The 15,554-nt window shown below is 63.1% G+C and carries 18 protein-coding genes; 8 read left to right on the top strand and 10 right to left on the bottom strand.

The features are described 5' to 3' along the window. Nucleotides 1-43: 43 nt before the first annotated feature. Nucleotides 44-349, top strand: a complete 306-nt coding sequence (locus tag ACI2I1_RS03025; RefSeq protein ID WP_404677852.1) for a hypothetical protein — start codon at nucleotides 44-46, stop codon at nucleotides 347-349. A 73-nt stretch (nucleotides 350-422) separates the two neighbouring features. On the opposite strand, the gene ACI2I1_RS03030 is transcribed toward ACI2I1_RS03025, so the two are convergent. From ACI2I1_RS03030 to rpsU, 6 genes are all read right to left on the bottom strand, one after another. Continuing rightward, nucleotides 423-2,585: a S46 family peptidase gene (locus tag ACI2I1_RS03030; RefSeq protein WP_404677853.1), complete on the bottom strand. Its 2,163-nt coding sequence runs from the start codon at nucleotides 2,583-2,585 to the stop codon at nucleotides 423-425. A 209-nt stretch (nucleotides 2,586-2,794) separates the two neighbouring features. Beyond that, on the bottom strand, nucleotides 2,795-4,291 hold the full coding sequence (gene gatB, locus ACI2I1_RS03035) for an Asp-tRNA(Asn)/Glu-tRNA(Gln) amidotransferase subunit GatB (RefSeq protein ID WP_404677854.1): 1,497 nt from the start codon (nucleotides 4,289-4,291) through the stop codon (nucleotides 2,795-2,797). Further along, complete coding sequence (gene gatA, locus ACI2I1_RS03040; protein ID WP_404677855.1) at nucleotides 4,288-5,769, bottom strand: Asp-tRNA(Asn)/Glu-tRNA(Gln) amidotransferase subunit GatA; 1,482 nt, start codon at nucleotides 5,767-5,769, stop codon at nucleotides 4,288-4,290. Before gatA ends, gatB begins: the two co-directional genes overlap by 4 nt. Further along, the gene (gene gatC, locus ACI2I1_RS03045) at nucleotides 5,769-6,071 is read right to left on the bottom strand and encodes an Asp-tRNA(Asn)/Glu-tRNA(Gln) amidotransferase subunit GatC (protein WP_224812105.1); all 303 of its coding nucleotides are present in this window, start codon (nucleotides 6,069-6,071) and stop codon (nucleotides 5,769-5,771) included. Before gatC ends, gatA begins: the two co-directional genes overlap by 1 nt. A gap of 50 nt (nucleotides 6,072-6,121) precedes the next feature. Next, nucleotides 6,122-6,685: an FKBP-type peptidyl-prolyl cis-trans isomerase gene (locus tag ACI2I1_RS03050; RefSeq protein WP_404677856.1), complete on the bottom strand. Its 564-nt coding sequence runs from the start codon at nucleotides 6,683-6,685 to the stop codon at nucleotides 6,122-6,124. A gap of 137 nt (nucleotides 6,686-6,822) precedes the next feature. Continuing rightward, nucleotides 6,823-7,029, bottom strand: coding sequence for a 30S ribosomal protein S21 (gene rpsU, locus ACI2I1_RS03055; RefSeq protein ID WP_006834591.1), 207 nt, complete (start codon nucleotides 7,027-7,029; stop codon nucleotides 6,823-6,825). 206 nt (nucleotides 7,030-7,235) lie between these two features. Here rpsU and crcB point away from each other — a divergent pair, with 206 nt between their 5' ends. From crcB to ACI2I1_RS03080, 5 genes are read left to right on the top strand one after another with little or no spacing between them, the layout of a single operon-like run. Further along, a complete protein-coding gene (gene crcB / locus ACI2I1_RS03060; RefSeq protein ID WP_404677857.1) occupies nucleotides 7,236-7,646 on the top strand; it encodes a fluoride efflux transporter CrcB in 411 nt (136 codons plus the stop codon). After that, a complete protein-coding gene (locus ACI2I1_RS03065; RefSeq protein WP_404677858.1) occupies nucleotides 7,643-8,764 on the top strand; it encodes an RluA family pseudouridine synthase in 1,122 nt (373 codons plus the stop codon). Before crcB ends, ACI2I1_RS03065 begins: the two co-directional genes overlap by 4 nt. Then, entirely contained in the window at nucleotides 8,761-9,420 is a 660-nt protein-coding gene (locus ACI2I1_RS03070; protein WP_404677859.1) for an HAD-IA family hydrolase, read from the top strand. The genes ACI2I1_RS03065 and ACI2I1_RS03070 overlap by 4 nt, the downstream gene beginning before the upstream one ends. After that, entirely contained in the window at nucleotides 9,407-9,616 is a 210-nt protein-coding gene (locus ACI2I1_RS03075; protein ID WP_404677860.1) for a hypothetical protein, read from the top strand. The genes ACI2I1_RS03070 and ACI2I1_RS03075 overlap by 14 nt, the downstream gene beginning before the upstream one ends. Continuing rightward, nucleotides 9,613-10,302 carry an ATP12 family chaperone protein gene (locus ACI2I1_RS03080; protein ID WP_404677861.1) on the top strand — a complete coding sequence of 230 codons (690 nt, stop codon included), beginning with the start codon at nucleotides 9,613-9,615 and terminating at the stop codon, nucleotides 10,300-10,302. The genes ACI2I1_RS03075 and ACI2I1_RS03080 overlap by 4 nt, the downstream gene beginning before the upstream one ends. A 119-nt stretch (nucleotides 10,303-10,421) precedes the next feature. Here ACI2I1_RS03080 and ACI2I1_RS03085 read toward each other — a convergent pair whose 3' ends face one another. Beyond that, the gene (locus tag ACI2I1_RS03085; RefSeq protein ID WP_404678326.1) at nucleotides 10,422-11,318 is read right to left on the bottom strand and encodes an AraC family transcriptional regulator N-terminal domain-containing protein; all 897 of its coding nucleotides are present in this window, start codon (nucleotides 11,316-11,318) and stop codon (nucleotides 10,422-10,424) included. A 147-nt stretch (nucleotides 11,319-11,465) separates the two neighbouring features. On the opposite strand from ACI2I1_RS03085, the gene ACI2I1_RS03090 reads away from it, so the two are divergent. After that, a complete protein-coding gene (locus ACI2I1_RS03090; protein ID WP_404677862.1) occupies nucleotides 11,466-12,191 on the top strand; it encodes an SDR family oxidoreductase in 726 nt (241 codons plus the stop codon). Between the two features lie 213 nt (nucleotides 12,192-12,404). Here the strand turns inward: ACI2I1_RS03090 and ACI2I1_RS03095 are convergent, their stop codons facing one another. Beyond that, nucleotides 12,405-13,292 (bottom strand): SDR family oxidoreductase, encoded by an 888-nt coding sequence (locus tag ACI2I1_RS03095; protein ID WP_404677863.1) that lies wholly within the window; start codon nucleotides 13,290-13,292, stop codon nucleotides 12,405-12,407. Nucleotides 13,293-13,383: 91 nt separating this feature from the next. Here ACI2I1_RS03095 and ACI2I1_RS03100 point away from each other — a divergent pair, with 91 nt between their 5' ends. Beyond that, nucleotides 13,384-13,938, top strand: a complete 555-nt coding sequence (locus ACI2I1_RS03100) for a TetR/AcrR family transcriptional regulator (RefSeq protein ID WP_404677864.1) — start codon at nucleotides 13,384-13,386, stop codon at nucleotides 13,936-13,938. A gap of 58 nt (nucleotides 13,939-13,996) precedes the next feature. Here ACI2I1_RS03100 and ACI2I1_RS03105 read toward each other — a convergent pair whose 3' ends face one another. Together ACI2I1_RS03105 and ACI2I1_RS03110 are read right to left on the bottom strand one after the other, a co-directional pair. After that, entirely contained in the window at nucleotides 13,997-14,581 is a 585-nt protein-coding gene (locus ACI2I1_RS03105) for an ABC-type transport auxiliary lipoprotein family protein (protein ID WP_404677865.1), read from the bottom strand. A gap of 17 nt (nucleotides 14,582-14,598) precedes the next feature. After that, nucleotides 14,599-15,546: an MlaD family protein gene (locus ACI2I1_RS03110; protein ID WP_224812115.1), complete on the bottom strand. Its 948-nt coding sequence runs from the start codon at nucleotides 15,544-15,546 to the stop codon at nucleotides 14,599-14,601. Nucleotides 15,547-15,554: the final 8 nt, after the last annotated feature.

The raw sequence follows: 15,554 nt of genomic DNA on the forward strand, positions 1-15,554 counted from the left end.
AGTTACGGCGATTAAGCCGCACTGTTAATCAAGGAGAATATGCATGTCCGTAGCCGGAACTTATGACACCGTCGTCAAAAGCCCGATGGGCGACCAGAAGGGCACCTTCACTGTGGTCCCTGGTGACGATGGCAACACCTTCACCGGTTCGATGGCCGGCGGAATGGGTTCGATGGACGTCAAGGACGGCAAGATCAACGGCAACGAACTGACCTGGGCGATGGACATGACCGTCCCCATGCCGATGACGCTGAACTGCAAAGCAACCGTCGATGGCGACCAGATGACCGGCACCGTCAACGCCGGCGCTTTTGGCGACATGGCCCTGACCGGCGAACGCCAGGGCTAAGGTCTTAAAGACAAAAGAAAGGGCCGCCGGATCGCTCCGGCGGCCCTTTTTGTTTGCGTGGTCGCCGAGTGTCTTACTCGACGATATCCATTTCCTCGATCAGGGCCTGCGCCCCGTCGACCTTGTCCATCACCCACAGCATGTAGCGCGAATCGACATGGATGCTGCGTGTGGTGCGCGGATCGAAATCCCAGTCCGAGTTGACGCTTTCGAAGGTGCCATCGAACAACAGGCCGACCAGCTGGCCCTTGGCGTTGAGAGTGGCCGAACCGCTGTTGCCGCCCGTCACGTCCAGATCGGACATGAAGTTGACCGGGACGGAATCGATCGAATCCAGCTCGTATTTGCCGTAATCCTTGGCTTCGATCAGATCGAGCTCGCGCTGCGGCGCATTGAACGGTTCTTCGCCGGTATCCTTCTGGGTGATGCCCTCCAGCGTCGTGAACGGCAGATATTGCATCCCGTCGAAGGGCGATCCGCCCATGACATTGCCATAGGTGATGCGCAGAGTGGAATTGGCATCGGGATAGGTCAGCTGACCTTCCGAGCGCTGCCACTGCGTGATCGCATCCATATAGGCGGGCCGCAGCGCGAGCGAACGACCGGCACGTTCTTCCGCCGCATCTTCCAGGCCGCGATCATAATCGTAAAGCGCCACGGCGAGTTCGATAAACGGATCGTCGCTGGCTTCGAAGGTGGCCGGATCAGCTTCCATCAGTGCAAGGCGCGTTTCGGTATCGCCCAGCGTGGTGTCGGTATAATAGCTGTCGAGCAGGCCGGGCAGGTCCGCTGCGGTGGTCTGCGGGGTCAGACCCAGCGCCTTGTCGAAGGCAGGGACACGTTCGGCCGTAGGCTGCTGGATGTAGCCGTTCAGGAACAGCAGCCACTCAGCCTTGTCCACCACCGGATCGTAGCGCCGGTCAAGCGCCTGCAAGCCTTGGCGGAAGAAAGTCAGATCGCGATCCTGATAGCCGGATTCGCGCTGCGCATTCGGCTTCTCCCGTTCTTTCGAGAGACGGTAGAGCCGCTGCGCTGCGCCCAGCAATTGCGGACGGGTGGCATTGCCGTACCAGAAGCTGGTCCGCGCAGCCTGTGCGCTTTCCTCCTCAAGGGCATTCAGCTGCGCGATCGCCGTGCCGTAATTGGCGCGGGAAGGATCGGCGGCAATCCACCGGGCCAGTTCCGCTTCGCGCGCACGGCGACGGTCGACGAGGCCGACACGGCGAGCGCCATCGATCTGGCCGCGCAGGTTCTTTTCGTAATTGTTGAGGCCCGCAAGGCGGCTTTCATACTTCACGCGGGCATCCGAGCCGGCCGGTGCAGCATCCTCGATCGTACCGATCCATTCGGTCAGCAGCGTCTGGAAGGTGGGGTAGTTCCAACCGAAGGTGTTCTCAACTTCAGCCAACAGAGCATAACGGCTGGTCGATCCGGGGTAACCCGCAACCATCACGAAGTCGCCCTTGTCGAGACCGGACGCGCTGACCTTCAGATGATGCTCCGGCTGGTAAGGCACGTTCTCTTCGGCATAATCGGCAGCCGAACCGTCGGGCGCGACATAGGCGCGGTAGAAAGAGAAATCCCCCGTGTGGCGCGGCCACATCCAGTTATCGATGTCACCGCCATATTTGCCGACCGAGTCCGCCGGGGCGTAGACCAGCCGCACATCGCGCACTTCGAGGCGCTCGATCAGCGTATATTCCGCGCCGCCGTAGAAGCTGGCGACCTGGCAACGATAACCGGCCTTCTCCTCGCATTCGGCGGTGATGTCCTTCAGCCGCTGCTCGACCGTGTCATAACGGTCGGTCGGCGACAGGGCATCGGTGCCTGCGCGGACACGGTCGGTCACATCGGTCAAAGCGGTGGTGACATAGATGCGCGAGCCCGGAGCGGCGGGCACTTCCGCACTTTTTGTCTTCGCGAGGAAGCCGTTTTCCAGATAGTTGTTTTCCGCCGTCGAGTTGTACTGCACCGAGCCGCGGGCGCAGTGGTGATTGGTGACCACCAGGCCCTCAGGCGAAACGAAGCTGGCCGAGCAGCCGCCAAGCGAGACGATGGCGCCCATCGGGAAGCCAGTCAGATCGCTCAGCGCTTCGGGATCGAGTTCGAGGCCAGTAGCGCGAAGATCGTCGGCGATCTCTGGCAGCTGCTGCGGCGTGAACATGCCTTCCTTGGCGGCAAGCGGCGCAGATGCGACGCACGCCAGAAGGGCAGCGACGGTTGTAATCTTTCTCATCGTAAAAGGGTCCCCTACCAAATGCGCGAAAAGCGCATGATGGCTCGGGATTATGCGCAGGCACCTGCCTGAGCAAGGCCCGTGTCGCCGAGTTACATATATGGTCGACGAGAGAATCCGTCGGCGCCATGCAGCAGCATGCCGCGATTTGCGCGGACCAGCATCCTCCCCGTCGGGCCAGTGCGCCCGACGGGGATGACGCTATCGGATCAGCCCAGCTTGTCCTTGAGGATCTGGTTGACCACGGCCGGATTGGCCTTGCCCTGCATCGCCTTCATCGTCTGACCGACGAAGAATCCGAAGAGCTTATCCTTGCCGCCGCGGTATTCTTCGACCTTGTCGGAATTGTTGGCGATAATCTCGTCGATCGCAGCTTCGATCGCGCCTGTGTCGCTGACCTGCTTGAGGCCTTCGGCATCGGCGATCTCTTCGGGATCACGTCCGGTCTTGAGGACAATCTCGTAGATTTCCTTTGCCTGTCCCCCCGAAATCTCGCCCTTGTCCTGCATAGCCAGGATGCTGGCCTGAGCTTCGGCAGTGGCGTTGGCCGGATCGGCCTCTTCGCCGAGCGACTTCATCACGCCCGGAGCGACCGAAAGCGCCCAGTTGGCGACCTGCGTCGCGACCTTGGCCTCCGACTTGCCGATTTTCGCTGCGGCCGCGCTCAGCAGCGTTTCGAAGCGGGCGAAGGTTTCGACCTCTGCCGTCAATTCCCGCGCGTTATAGGGCGTCAGCCCCAGCTCGCCTTCGTACCGCGCGCGCTTGGCGTCGGGCAGTTCGGGCAGGCTGGCGCGGCATTCGTCCAGAAAGCTGTCTTCCAGTTCCAGCGGCAGCAGATCGGGATCGGGGAAATAGCGATAGTCATGCGCATCTTCCTTGCTGCGCATGGTCCGCGTGGTGCCCGTGCCCGGATCGAACAGGCGCGTTTCCTGATCGACCGTACCGCCGCTTTCGAGCACTTCGACCTGGCGGTTGGCTTCATATTCGATGACCTGCATCACGAACCGCACCGAGTTGACGTTCTTGGTCTCGGTCCGCGTGCCGAATTCCTCGCCCGGTTTGCGCACGGAGACGTTCACGTCGGCGCGCATAGAGCCTTCTTCCATGTTCCCGTCGCACGAACCGACATAACGCAGGATGCTGCGCAGCTTGCGGACATAGGCACCAGCTTCGGCAGGCGAACGCATGTCGGGTTTCGACACGATTTCCATCAGCGCCACGCCGCTGCGGTTGAGGTCGACATAGGACATCGTCGGGTGCTGGTCGTGCATCAGCTTGCCCGCATCCTGTTCGACATGGATGCGCTCGATCCCGATGACCTTGTCTTCGGTGATCCCGGCCTTCTCGTCGGCATCGATCGTCAGCGACCCTTCACCCACGATCGGATGATAGAGCTGGCTGATCTGATAGCCCTGCGGCAGATCGGCATAGAAGTAATTCTTGCGGTCGAACCGGCTGTATTTGTTGATCTGCGCCTCGATCGCCATGCCGGTGCGCACGGCCTGCCGGATGCACTCGCGATTGGGCACGGGCAGCATGCCGGGCATGGCCGCATCGACCAGGCTAACCTGAGTGTTCGGCTCCGCTCCGAAAGCGGTCGCAGCGCCGCTGAACAGCTTGGCGTTGGAGGTCACCTGCGCATGGACCTCGAGGCCGATCACGACCTCCCATTCGCCCGTTTCGCCCTGAATGCGGTAAGTGCTCACCACCATCTCTCCGGTTTGCCGTCAAAGTTTGCGCGCCGCTGGATGGCCAGCCCCGTGTTGAGCACACCCTGCTCGTCGAAGGGCTTGCCCACGATCTGTAGGCCGAGCGGGAGGCCGGCGCTGTTGAGCATCGCCGGCACGCTCATCGCGGGCAGGCCAGCAAGGCTGGCGGGAACGGCGAAGACGTCGTTGAGATACATCGTCAGCGGGTCTTCGTTGAGCGAACCGAGCGGGAAGCTGGCGGTCGGCGTGGTCGGCGCCAGGATCGCGTCGCACTGTTCGAAAGCCTTGGCGAAGTCCTGCGCCACCAGCGTGCGGATCTTCTGCGCCTGGGTGTAGTAGGCGTCGTAGAAACCGGCGCTCAGCACATAGGTGCCGATCAGGATGCGGCGCTTGACTTCGTCGCCGAAACCCTCGGCGCGGGTCGCGGCATACATGTCCTGCAGCCCCGCCCCATCGGGCAGGTCGCGCAGGCCGTAGCGCACGCCGTCATAGCGCGCGAGATTGCTCGATGCTTCGGCGGGTGCCACGATGTAATAAGCGGGCAGCGCATATTTGGTGTGCGGCAGCGAAACGTCGACGATCTCGGCGCCCGCATCGCGGAGCCATTCCTTGCCCTGCTCCCAGCTCTTGAGGATTTCCTCGTCGGTGCCGTCCATCCGGTATTCCTTCGGGATACCGATCTTCTTGCCCTTCAGGTCTGCCGACAGCGCGGCTTCCCAATTGGGAACGTCCAACTGCAGGCTGGTCGCGTCCTTCGGATCGAACCCGGCCATCGCTTCAAGCATGATGGCGCAGTCTTCGACGCTGCGCGCCATCGGGCCAGCCTGGTCGAGGCTGCTGGCAAACGCCACCACGCCCCAGCGGCTGCAGCGCCCATAGGTCGGCTTGATGCCGCAGATACCTGTGAAGGCAGCGGGCTGGCGGATCGAACCGCCAGTGTCGGTCCCGGTGGCAGCAGGCGCGATGCGCGCCGCGACGGCGGAAGATGACCCGCCAGAAGAACCACCCGGGCTCATCCCGGCATTGGTGCCTTCCTTGCGCCAAGGCGAATTAACGTTGCCGAAATAGCTGGTTTCGTTGGACGACCCCATCGCGAACTGGTCGAGATTGAGCTTGCCCAGCATGCCCGCGCCGGCGTCCCATAGCTTCTGGCTGACAGTACTTTCATACTGCGGCGTAAAGCCTTCGAGAATGTGGCTGGCTGCGGTGGTCTGCACGCCCTTGGTGGCGAACAAATCCTTCATCCCGATCGGCACGCCGCCCATGATGCCCAGATCCTCGCCCTTGGCGCGCTTGGCATCGACGCTGTCCGCGGCGGCCAGCGCATGGTCAGGGGTGGTGACGATGAAGGCGTTGAGTTCGGCGGCCGCGGCAACGGCTGCGTTGAAGCTTTCGGCCACTTCGCGGGCCGTGAAGTCGCCGCCGGCAACGCCGTCGCGGATTTCCTTCACGCCGAGATTGGTAAATTCGGTCATTATTCGATCACCTTGGGCACGCCGAAGAAGCCATGTTCGGCCGCCGGGGCATTGGCGAGCACATCCTCGCGTCGGCCACCCGAGGTTTCGGGGATGGCATCGACCACATCGTCGCGCAGGCGCAGCGTATTGGGGATGACCGCAGTCATCGGTTCGACACCGGCGGTATCGACCTCTCCCAGCTGTTCGACCCAGTCGAGGATATTGTTGAGTTCGGGGACCATGCGATCAAGCTCTTCTTCGCCCATCTTGATGCGGGCGAGCGAGGCGATCTTGGCCACTTCTTCGCGTGTGACTGACATGAGGGCGCGTTAGCCGTGCGCGCCCCCACCTTCAAGCGGCTAGATGAGGCTTATTGTGCGGGGGGAGCCCCTTCGCCGCCCTGCTGTGCGCCCATGGCGCCCATCATCGCCTGCAGCTGCTGCAGCTTGGCATCGAATTCCGGACGCGAAAGGATGTCGGTGACTTCCACTTCGAAGGTCAGATCGGCATTGGCCGGGATCGGGGATCCGGGGGGCGGTTCCGCACCATAGCCCTGATCTGCAGGGACGGTGACCAGATATTTGCCGCCTTGCTTCATCTTCAGCAGCGCATCGAGAAAGCCGGGAATTAGCGCGCCTTCTTCAAGCAGCATCGGCGTTCCCTCGGGCAGGAAGCCCGGCGGAATCGGCAGCGGCTGCGAACGGTCGAATTCCGTCCCGTCGTCGAGCGATCCGACATATTTGACGAACATGACCTGACCCATCTCGGGCGAAGGCCCGGTGCCTTCGGTCAGCGTTTCCATCCCGGCGGTCTTGGGCGCAGCGGCCCAAGCCAGCCCGCCGCCCAGCAGAATGGCGACAAGGACGCCCAGCCAGAGCTTGGCCAGGGAGCCTTTCTTGATCGGTTGCAACGGAACGCGGGTAATCTCGGTCATGTGAACTGTGTCCTGATACGCAAAGGGCGCGGATTTCTCCGCGCCCTCATGGCTTGTCTGGTTAGCTGGTGCAACGCGGTTTTGAAATTTCGGCCCATCCGGGCGCAAAATCGCTTGGCACTTTCGCGGACGGCGTCTTACTTGATGCCGTCACGCTCCATACGCTTGCGCTCCAGCTTGCGAGCGCGGCGAACGGCAGCAGCCTTTTCGCGTGCGCGCTTTTCGCTGGGCTTTTCGTAGTGACGACGCAGCTTCATTTCGCGATACACGCCTTCACGCTGCAGCTTCTTCTTGAGCGCGCGGAGGGCTTGGTCAACATTGTTATCGCGAACCATGATCTGCATAAACTTCAATACCTCGACTTTGCGGGCCAGAGCCCGCGCAAAAGCGGGGTATGCCTCCTTGAATAGGGTTTCGCTACTATAACGAAAAACGCGCCGAATCCGTTCCGGACCGGCTCGAACGGGGCGCACATAAGGATTCGCGGCAAAAAAGGCAAGCGTGTAACAGCGCCTTTCGCATTCGCGCCCCAGCGGCTAGAGGCAGGCTCATGTCCACCCTATCCCCCCTCGTAGCCACCCTGCACGTCGCCATCGGCGGCGGTGCCGGCGCAGCGCTGCGGTATCAGGCAGGCCGTGCCATGACGCAATGGCTCGGTGCTCCGATCATTTCTGCCTTTCCCTTCGCGACCCTTGCGGTCAATGCGCTGGGCAGCCTGCTGATGGGGCTGCTCGCGGGATGGCTGGCGCGCAATGGCGGGGAAAGCAGCGAACAGCTGCGCCTCCTGCTGGGCGTAGGCCTGCTGGGCGGCTTCACCACTTTCAGTGCCTTCAGCCTCGAGATGATCCTGCTGATCCAGCGCGGGCAGTTTCTGTTCGCCACGCTTTACGCCGTTCTGTCCCTGGCGCTGGGGCTCACCGGCCTGATGATGGGCCTTGCGGTCATGCGGGTGGCGGCATGAAGACCTCCGACGAAGTTCGCAATTTCACGGTTGAAGCCGATGACGACGGCATCAGGCTCGACCGCTGGTTCAAGCGCCACCTGCCGCAGGTCGGCTTCGGCACTGTCAGCAAATGGGCCCGCACCGGGCAGATCCGCGTGGACGGCAGCCGGGCCAAGCCCGACGATCGGCTGGCGAAGGGGCAGCAAATCCGCGTGCCACCCGGCGGCGACGCGCCGAACCGGGAGGCCAAGCCCAAGCGCGAGCTGACCAAGGCCGAACGCGATCAGGCCGCCGACATGTTGATGACGCAGACCAAGAGCGCGCTAGTCATTAATAAGCCGCCCGGCCTTGCCACACAGGGCGGCACCAACACCTTCAACCATGTCGACGGCCTGCTCGATGCGTATATGGAAGAAGGCGAGGAACAGCGCCCGCGCCTCGTACACCGGCTCGACAAGGATACCTCCGGCGTTTTGCTGGTGGCCCGCACACCAGGCAGCGCGGCGTTTTTCTCCAAGCGGTTTTCCGGCCGCAGCGCCAAGAAGATCTACTGGGCGCTGGTGGTGGGCGTGCCCGATATTCGCGAAGGCGTGATCGAGGCGCCGCTGGCCAAGCAGCCGGGTTCGGGCGGCGAGAAAATGCATGTCGATCACGAAGGCGGAGCGCCGGCCAAGACCAAGTATCGCGTGGTCGAAAGCGCGGGCAAGAAGGTCGCCTGGCTCGAACTTCAGCCGCTGACCGGCCGCACTCACCAGCTGCGCGTGCATTGCGCGGCCATGGGACACCCGATCGTGGGCGATGGCAAATACGGCGGGAAGGACGCGTTTCTCACTGGCTCGATCAGCCGCAAGATGCACCTCCACGCGCGCCGGCTGATCATCGACAGCCCCGATGGCAAGCTCGATGTGACGGCCGACCTGCCGGAGCATTTCGCCGCCAGCATGGAGCAGATCGGCTTCGACGAGAAGGCCAGCGATGCCACCCCCATGCGTGACGATCCGCCGCCCAAATCGCGCGAGGAAAAGAAGCAGCAGGCCCGCCAGCACGCCAAGACCTACAAGAAGAACCAGCGCGGCCCACGCCGTGCCCGCGGCGGTGCGGGAGGCAAGCCGAAGGGCCGGGGCAAAGCCAAGTGAAGCGGCTCGTCATTTTCGATTGCGACGGAACGCTGGTCGATGGCCAGGCGGCAATCTGCGACACGATGGACGAAGCGTTCGCGGCCGCCCGCCTGTCCAGCCCCGATCGCAATGAAGTGCGCCGCATGGTCGGCCTCAGCCTTCCGCAGGCGCTGCGCCAACTTGCTCCCGGGGCGACCGACGACCAGCGCGATATCGCCCTGGACGCCTATAAGTCCGGTTATCGCGACCGGCGGTTCAAGGGCACACTGGAAGAACCGCTGTATGACGGCATGGCCGAACTGATCGACCGTCTGGTCGATGCCGGCTGGCTGCTTGCCGTCGCCACTGGAAAGAGCGATCGCGGCCTGCATTCATGCCTCGACATGCACGGGATCAAGCATCACTTCGTCTCGCTCCAGACTGCCGACCGCCACCCGTCAAAACCGCACCCTTCGATGATCGAGCAAGCGCTCGCCGAAGCAGATGTAGCAAGTGATTGCGCCGTGATGATCGGCGACACGACATTCGATATCGAGATGGCCCGAGCGGCCGGTGTTCGCGCCATCGGCGTCGCCTGGGGCTATCACGAACCGAGCGAATTGCTCGAAGCGGGCGCGCAAGGCGTGGCTGGCACGATGCAGGAGCTGGAGGACATGATCAATGCAGGGGCGTGACCCGGCAATCGTGAAATTCATCCTGCTCAACGTGATCCGCATCGCCGGCCTGCTCTCCGTGCTGGCCGGGATCGCAGGCCTTGGCGACAGATTGCCGATGCCGGACTGGCTGGCAGCCGCGGCGGTCTTGCTGGGCGTGGGATTATTCTTCATCGTGCCGATGTTCGTGGCGCGCCGCTGGAAAGGGCGGACATGAAACGTTTCTACAAGGATGTGTCGACCGCCCGCACGGGCGAAGGCTGGCAGGTCATGCTCGACGCGAGGCCGCTGAAGACGCAAGGCGGCAAGGCCCAGATCGTACCGAGCGAGGATCTGGCGGAAAAGCTGGCCGAGGAATGGCGCAGCCAGGGCGAAACCATCGATCCGGCCGCCTTCCGCTACCGCGACATGGCCGATTATGCGCTGGACGTCGTCGCGAGCGACCGCGCCTCGCTTGTCGACAAGCTGCTCGGCTACGCAGAAACCGATACGCTGTGCTTCCGCGCCGATCCGGAAGAGCCGCTCTATCGCCGCCAGCAGGAGCTGTGGGAGCCGATCGTTGCCGGTCTGGAAGCGCGCGAAGGGGTGACCCTCCACCGCATCAGCGGCATCCTCCACCGCCCGCAGACCGAAGAAACGCGCCAGCGGCTCGCGGCGCGGCTCGAGCAGCTCGATCCCTTCACCCTCGCCGCGCTGGAACAGACCGCCTCGCTTGCTGCCTCGCTTTGCATCGGGCTGGAGGCCCTGCAGGCTGGCGCGGATGGCGACGCCTTGTGGGCGGCGGCCAATCTCGAGGAGGAGTGGCAGGCCGATCTCTGGGGCCGCGACGAGGAAGCCGAAGCCCGGCGCGCCAAGCGAAAGGGCGATTTCCTTGCGGCGATGGAGTTTGTCAGAGCGCTCTAAGGGGCGCTGACCCGCACACAGGCAGGTGTTCCCCTGGCGCTGAGGCGGTTAAGCTAGGCGGTCGAAAGGTATAGCCTCCCTCGCTTCGAACGCGACACAATGAGCCTCTCCACCACGCATCATACCGGCGTCAGAATATTCCCACTGTTTTGCAAGCGCATGAGGTCCTGTCGCGGCGGAGCGCCGAACAGGCGAGAGTATTCGCGGCTGAACTGCGACGGACTTTCGTAGCCCACCGCGAATCCTGCCGATCCAGCGTTGACGCCTTCCGAAAGCATTAGCCGCCGTGCTTCCTGAAGCCGCAGCTGCTTTTGATATTCCAGGGGCGTCATCCGCGTGACCGCTTTGAAATGCTCGTGCAGCGAAGAAGCGCTCATACCCGCCGCTGCCGCGATCTCCTCGATACGCAAGCGTTGATCGAAGGCTGAACGGATTGTGCTGATGGCGCGGCTCACCTGATTGAGGTGGCTGTCAGCCACCGCCATATAGCGCAGCGTCGGCCCATGCGGTCCCGTCAAGAGGCGGTAGAGAATTTCCCTCTCGATCAGCGGGGAAAGAGCGGGGATTTCTTGCGGGCGATCGAGCAGCCGCACCAAACGGCAGGCAGCATCCACAAGATCGTCGTCGCTGCGGTAGACTGCCAGTGCTGGAAGGTCTGCTTTCGGGACGCGCTCGCCTTCCTCCATGATGAGGTCGGCCAAGACTGATTGGTTGATATCGATTTTTGCGCATAGATAGGGCGCATCGGGGCTGGCCTGCGTCACGTGCCCGATCAGCGGCAGGTCCAGCGACACGAGCAGGTAATGCTGTGCATCGTAGGTCAGGCTCTGATCTGAAAGCGATACACGCTTTGACCCTTGGGCGATCAGGCAAAGTGAGGCTTCGTAGACCGCGGGTAGCGGCTGTGTCGGCTCGTCGGCCCGAAACAGGGACAGCTGCGGGATCGCCGTATCGACCATCCCGGTACGGCCGACATGCCGCGCGATATGCGCCGCCAGTTCGGAATGCTTACTCATCCCTCTGCCTTGCCACTGCACAGCACCAGTTCGCAATCCATGGGGCGTGAATTCTGGAGGATCAGGCAAGGATTGCAGCGGATCAAGCTCACGCCTTCGCAACCAGCGTCCTATCTGCCTTTCAACCAGACAGAAAGAGGAACTGGCATGACAAAAACAATCGAAAAGACCGTGCTGATCACCGGCGCTTCGAGCGGGATCGGCGAGGCAACCACGCGCGAACTGGCCGCGACGGGCGCGAAGCTGTTCATCGGCGCGCGCCGCACCGACCGGTTGGAAGCGCTCACAAGCGAACTGGGGGATGCCGTAGCATGGCAAGCACTGGACGTGACGGATGCCCAAGACTTCCAGGCCTTCGCTGCGGCGGCGCAAGACCGGTTCGGAAGCGTGGACGTGCTCATCAACAACGCCGGCGTCATGCCCCTCTCCCCCCTCGCCGCGCTGAAACAGGACGAGTGGTCCCGCATGATCGACGTCAATATTCGCGGCGTGCTGAACGGAATTGCTTCGGTGCTGCCTCGCTTCATCGACCAAGGCTCCGGGCATGTGGTCAATGTCGCCTCGATTGCGGCCCACATGGTGATGCCAAGTGCGGCGGTCTATTGTGCGACCAAATACGCAGTATGGGCGATCACGGAGGGGCTTCGACAGGAACACGACGATATCCGCACCACGATCATCTCGCCCGGTGTGGTGGAGACAGAGCTGGGCAACGACATAACCGATCCGGAGATCGCGTCCGCGCTGACGACGTGGCGGCAAAAGTCGCTGACGCCGGACGCCATCGCGCGGGCCATTCGTTACGCTTTGGAACAGCCGGAGGGCGTCGACATCAACGAGGTGATCGTTCGCCCGACGGCAGCTGGGATGTAGCCATTCCAGAGGAGCGCCGATTGCAGGTCGAAACTGCTGTTGGCGCTCCTCGACCTTCAAGATGGTGGTTGGCAGGCATTGCAGAGCGTCCGATTCCGGGCCGAGCGCGTGCCAGCCCCACCACAGACCAAGGATGGCAAAGCTGCCATCTTCGCAAAAGACTTTTGCCCATGACGGGCGCTGCCGCTCACCCGCCATGAAGACCGCAAGGCCCTATTCCGAATAATCCGGCTGCTCTATGTCGGCCACGATACCGACCTGCTCGGGTGACCAGCCGAGTGTCTTCCTGGTCCATTCGCTCGAAGCGGGACCATCATTGCCGACCCACATCGCCAGCGGACCGAAATGCGCTTCCGCCTCTTCCTCTGTCAGCGATTTGGTCGGCAGCCCGAGCTGGCGGCCGATCGCTTCGGCGATCGCGCGGTAGGGGACGCCTTCTTCGGCAACCGCGTGATAGGCTTCGCCAATGGCGCCGCGTTCGACGGCAAGACGATAGACGCGCGCACAATCCAGACGATGGACCGCGGGCCACAGGTTCGCGCCGTCGCCGATATAAGCGGACACGCCTTTTTCGCGGGCCGCCGCAGCCAGCATGGGGACGAAACCATGTGTTTCGCCCTTGCCGTGGACCGAGCGCGGATTGCGAACGACGGTGGCGTGGATGCCGCGCTCGGCCAGCCTGAACGCAGTCTGCTCGGAGGCGCGCGGAAAAACGGGCCACACTGAGGGCCGATCGGTCTCTTTCGCTTTCCCGCCGTCCATGTGCAAAAAGCCACTGGTGACGACTATTGGTCGCGGCGATCCGGCAAATAGCTCACCGAAGGTCTCTATCGCCGCAGTCTCTTCGGCGGCCAGCTCGCCTATGCGAGAGAAGTCGGCGCCGAATGCCGTATGCACGATACCATCCGCAGCTTCCGCACCGCGGCGAAGAACGTCCCGATCGCCGAGCGAGCCAAGCACTACTTTCCCGCCTTGCGCTTCGAGCGCCGCGCCCTTGTCCGCCGATCGCACCAGGCCGGTGACCGAATGACCGGCGGCCATCAGCTCGCTGGCAATCATCGAACCGATCCAGCCATTGGCACCCGTCAGGAATATATTCATCGCAACCTCCTTGCTGCTATAAGGCAAACCGACAGCGGAAGTGCCGTCAGTCACTGACATAGGCTTATGTCAGTGACTGACAAGGAGAGACATGGCAGAACAGCGATTAAATGCGCGTGTGCGGTTGCAGCAGGCGGCGGTGCAGCTCTTCAGAGACCGCGGTTTCGATGGCGTGACGGCTGCAGAGATCGCCGCGCGCGCGGGCGTGACCGAACGGACCTTCTTCCGCCACTTCACCGATAAGCGCGAGGTGCTGTTCGATGGGCAGGCAATTCTGGTCGAAGCGTTGACATTGTCGATCGCCGATGCGCCGGAATACATGGGCCCCATCGATACGCTGTTCCGCGCATTTCGATCGGTCACCCAGTTGCTCGAGGACAACCGATCATTCTCAAAACCCCGGCAGGAGGTCATATCGGCGACCCCGGCGCTTCACGAACGCGAGCTGATGAAGCTGGCCGCGCTTTCCGACGCGCTTGCCACGGCCTTGAAAGCACGCGGCGTTCCGGATCTGCAGGCGGCCCTTGCCGCGCGCGCCGGCATGGCAGCCTTCGCCAACGCCACGCTCGCGTGGCTAGAAGACGAGGCCCAAGGCTTGCGAGCGCGTCTTGATTCGAACGAAGAAGCCCTGAGGAGCCTTTTCTAGCAGGGGCGCTCTAGGATCGCTTCCAAAGCGATCGTAAGAATCGAAGCGCTAGCGGGCCCTAGCCGACCCACTCGGCGATTTGCGCGGCCACATCGTTGGCCGCCTGGTTGAGCGCCGGGCCCACGCTCGCGGTTTCGGGCAGGACGCCCGGCACGGTGGCCTCGAAACGGCGGGTGACGACATCGCTGCCCTCGCCCGGACGCACGGCGTCGAAGACCACGACCACGCTGCTGGTCCGGGCATCATAGCCGAACTGGCGCATGGTGCCGGTGAGGCGGTTGTCGGCCAGCACGCCGGGATCGTCCCCGTCAATCACGACGCGGTTTGAGCGGGTGCGGATGGTTTCGGCGATCAGTCGGCGGAACAGGCGCGCGGGCTTTTCGACCCAGACCGCGTCTTCCAGGTAGGCAAGCTCGGTATCGCTGACCTGCACCGGTACGCGCGTCACGTCGAGAGCGCTGGGCGCTTCGAATTCGATCAGGGTGATTGCCGTCCCCGAGTTGCTCGACGCGCCGGAGCCCGCGGGCGCAGTGGCCGTGGGCGTCAGCGTCAGCAGGCTATCGGGTGCATCACCGCCGAAGGAGATGCACCCGCCGAGCAGGAGAGCCGGTGCCAGCGTGGCGAACTTGAAAAACTTGGTCATCGCGGGTCGGCCCCTTCTCACGGCTTGTAATCGGGCAGCGGCTTGCTGTTGAGCAGTGCGCCCGCACCCTGTTCATCGATCTTCTCGGTCACTTCACGCAGCGATTTGCTCGTCGCCCGCAGATCGCGCAGCGTGGCTTCGGCGGCAGGCAGCGTGCTTTCGGTCAGCTGCCGCGTTGCCGGACGCGCTTCGGCGAGCACACCCTGCAGTTCCTCGGAGGCATTGCCAGCCTGCTTCAGCGTGGTGCGCAGCTGGTCGGCCAGCGCCGCCCCTTCCTGGTTCAGCAGGCGGTCGGTCGAAGCCGTGACATTCTCGAATTCATCGAGCGCTTCGGAGGCTTCGCGCAGAGTGACCTGCAATTCCGCCATCGTCCGCTCGAACTGCGGCGCAGCATCGGCCAGTTCAGCCGTCATCTGGTTGGTATTGGCCAGGATGCCCGCGATCTCGCCCTGGTTCTGATCGTCGAGCAATTGGGTCAGCCGCTCGGTCAGCGTCGCCAGCCTCTCGAGCAGCAGCGGCGCGTTCGACAGCAGCGCGTTGAGGCCGCCGTCCTTGGGCGGAATGATCGGCACGCCTTCGGTGCAGGCGGTGGTTTCACAGGAAATCGGCGGAGCGCCGCTACGCGCGCCGTCGAGCAGGATGGTGGACACGCCAGTGAAGCTGCCCTGGATCGTGGCGGTGGTGCCCACGAGGATCGGCACTTCTTCCTTCACGCTGATGCGCACGCGGACGAATTCAGGGTCCTTTTCCCACAACACGATCTGGCTCACCTGGCCGACCGGCACGCCGGCGAAGCTCACTTGGCTGCCGTTGGCGAGGCCCGACACGCTTTCTTTGAAGAAGATGTCGTATTCCTTCTGGTCGCCTTCGCCCCAGCGGGCGATCCACACGATGAACAGCGCCAGCGCAGCCAGCACCGCAAGCGTCACCGCCCCTACCCAAACGTAATTTGCCCGCGTTTCCATGTTCTTCG

The organism is Qipengyuania sp. NPDC077563 (assembly GCF_044901345.1).
Classification (GTDB): domain Bacteria; phylum Pseudomonadota; class Alphaproteobacteria; order Sphingomonadales; family Sphingomonadaceae; genus Qipengyuania; species Qipengyuania aestuarii.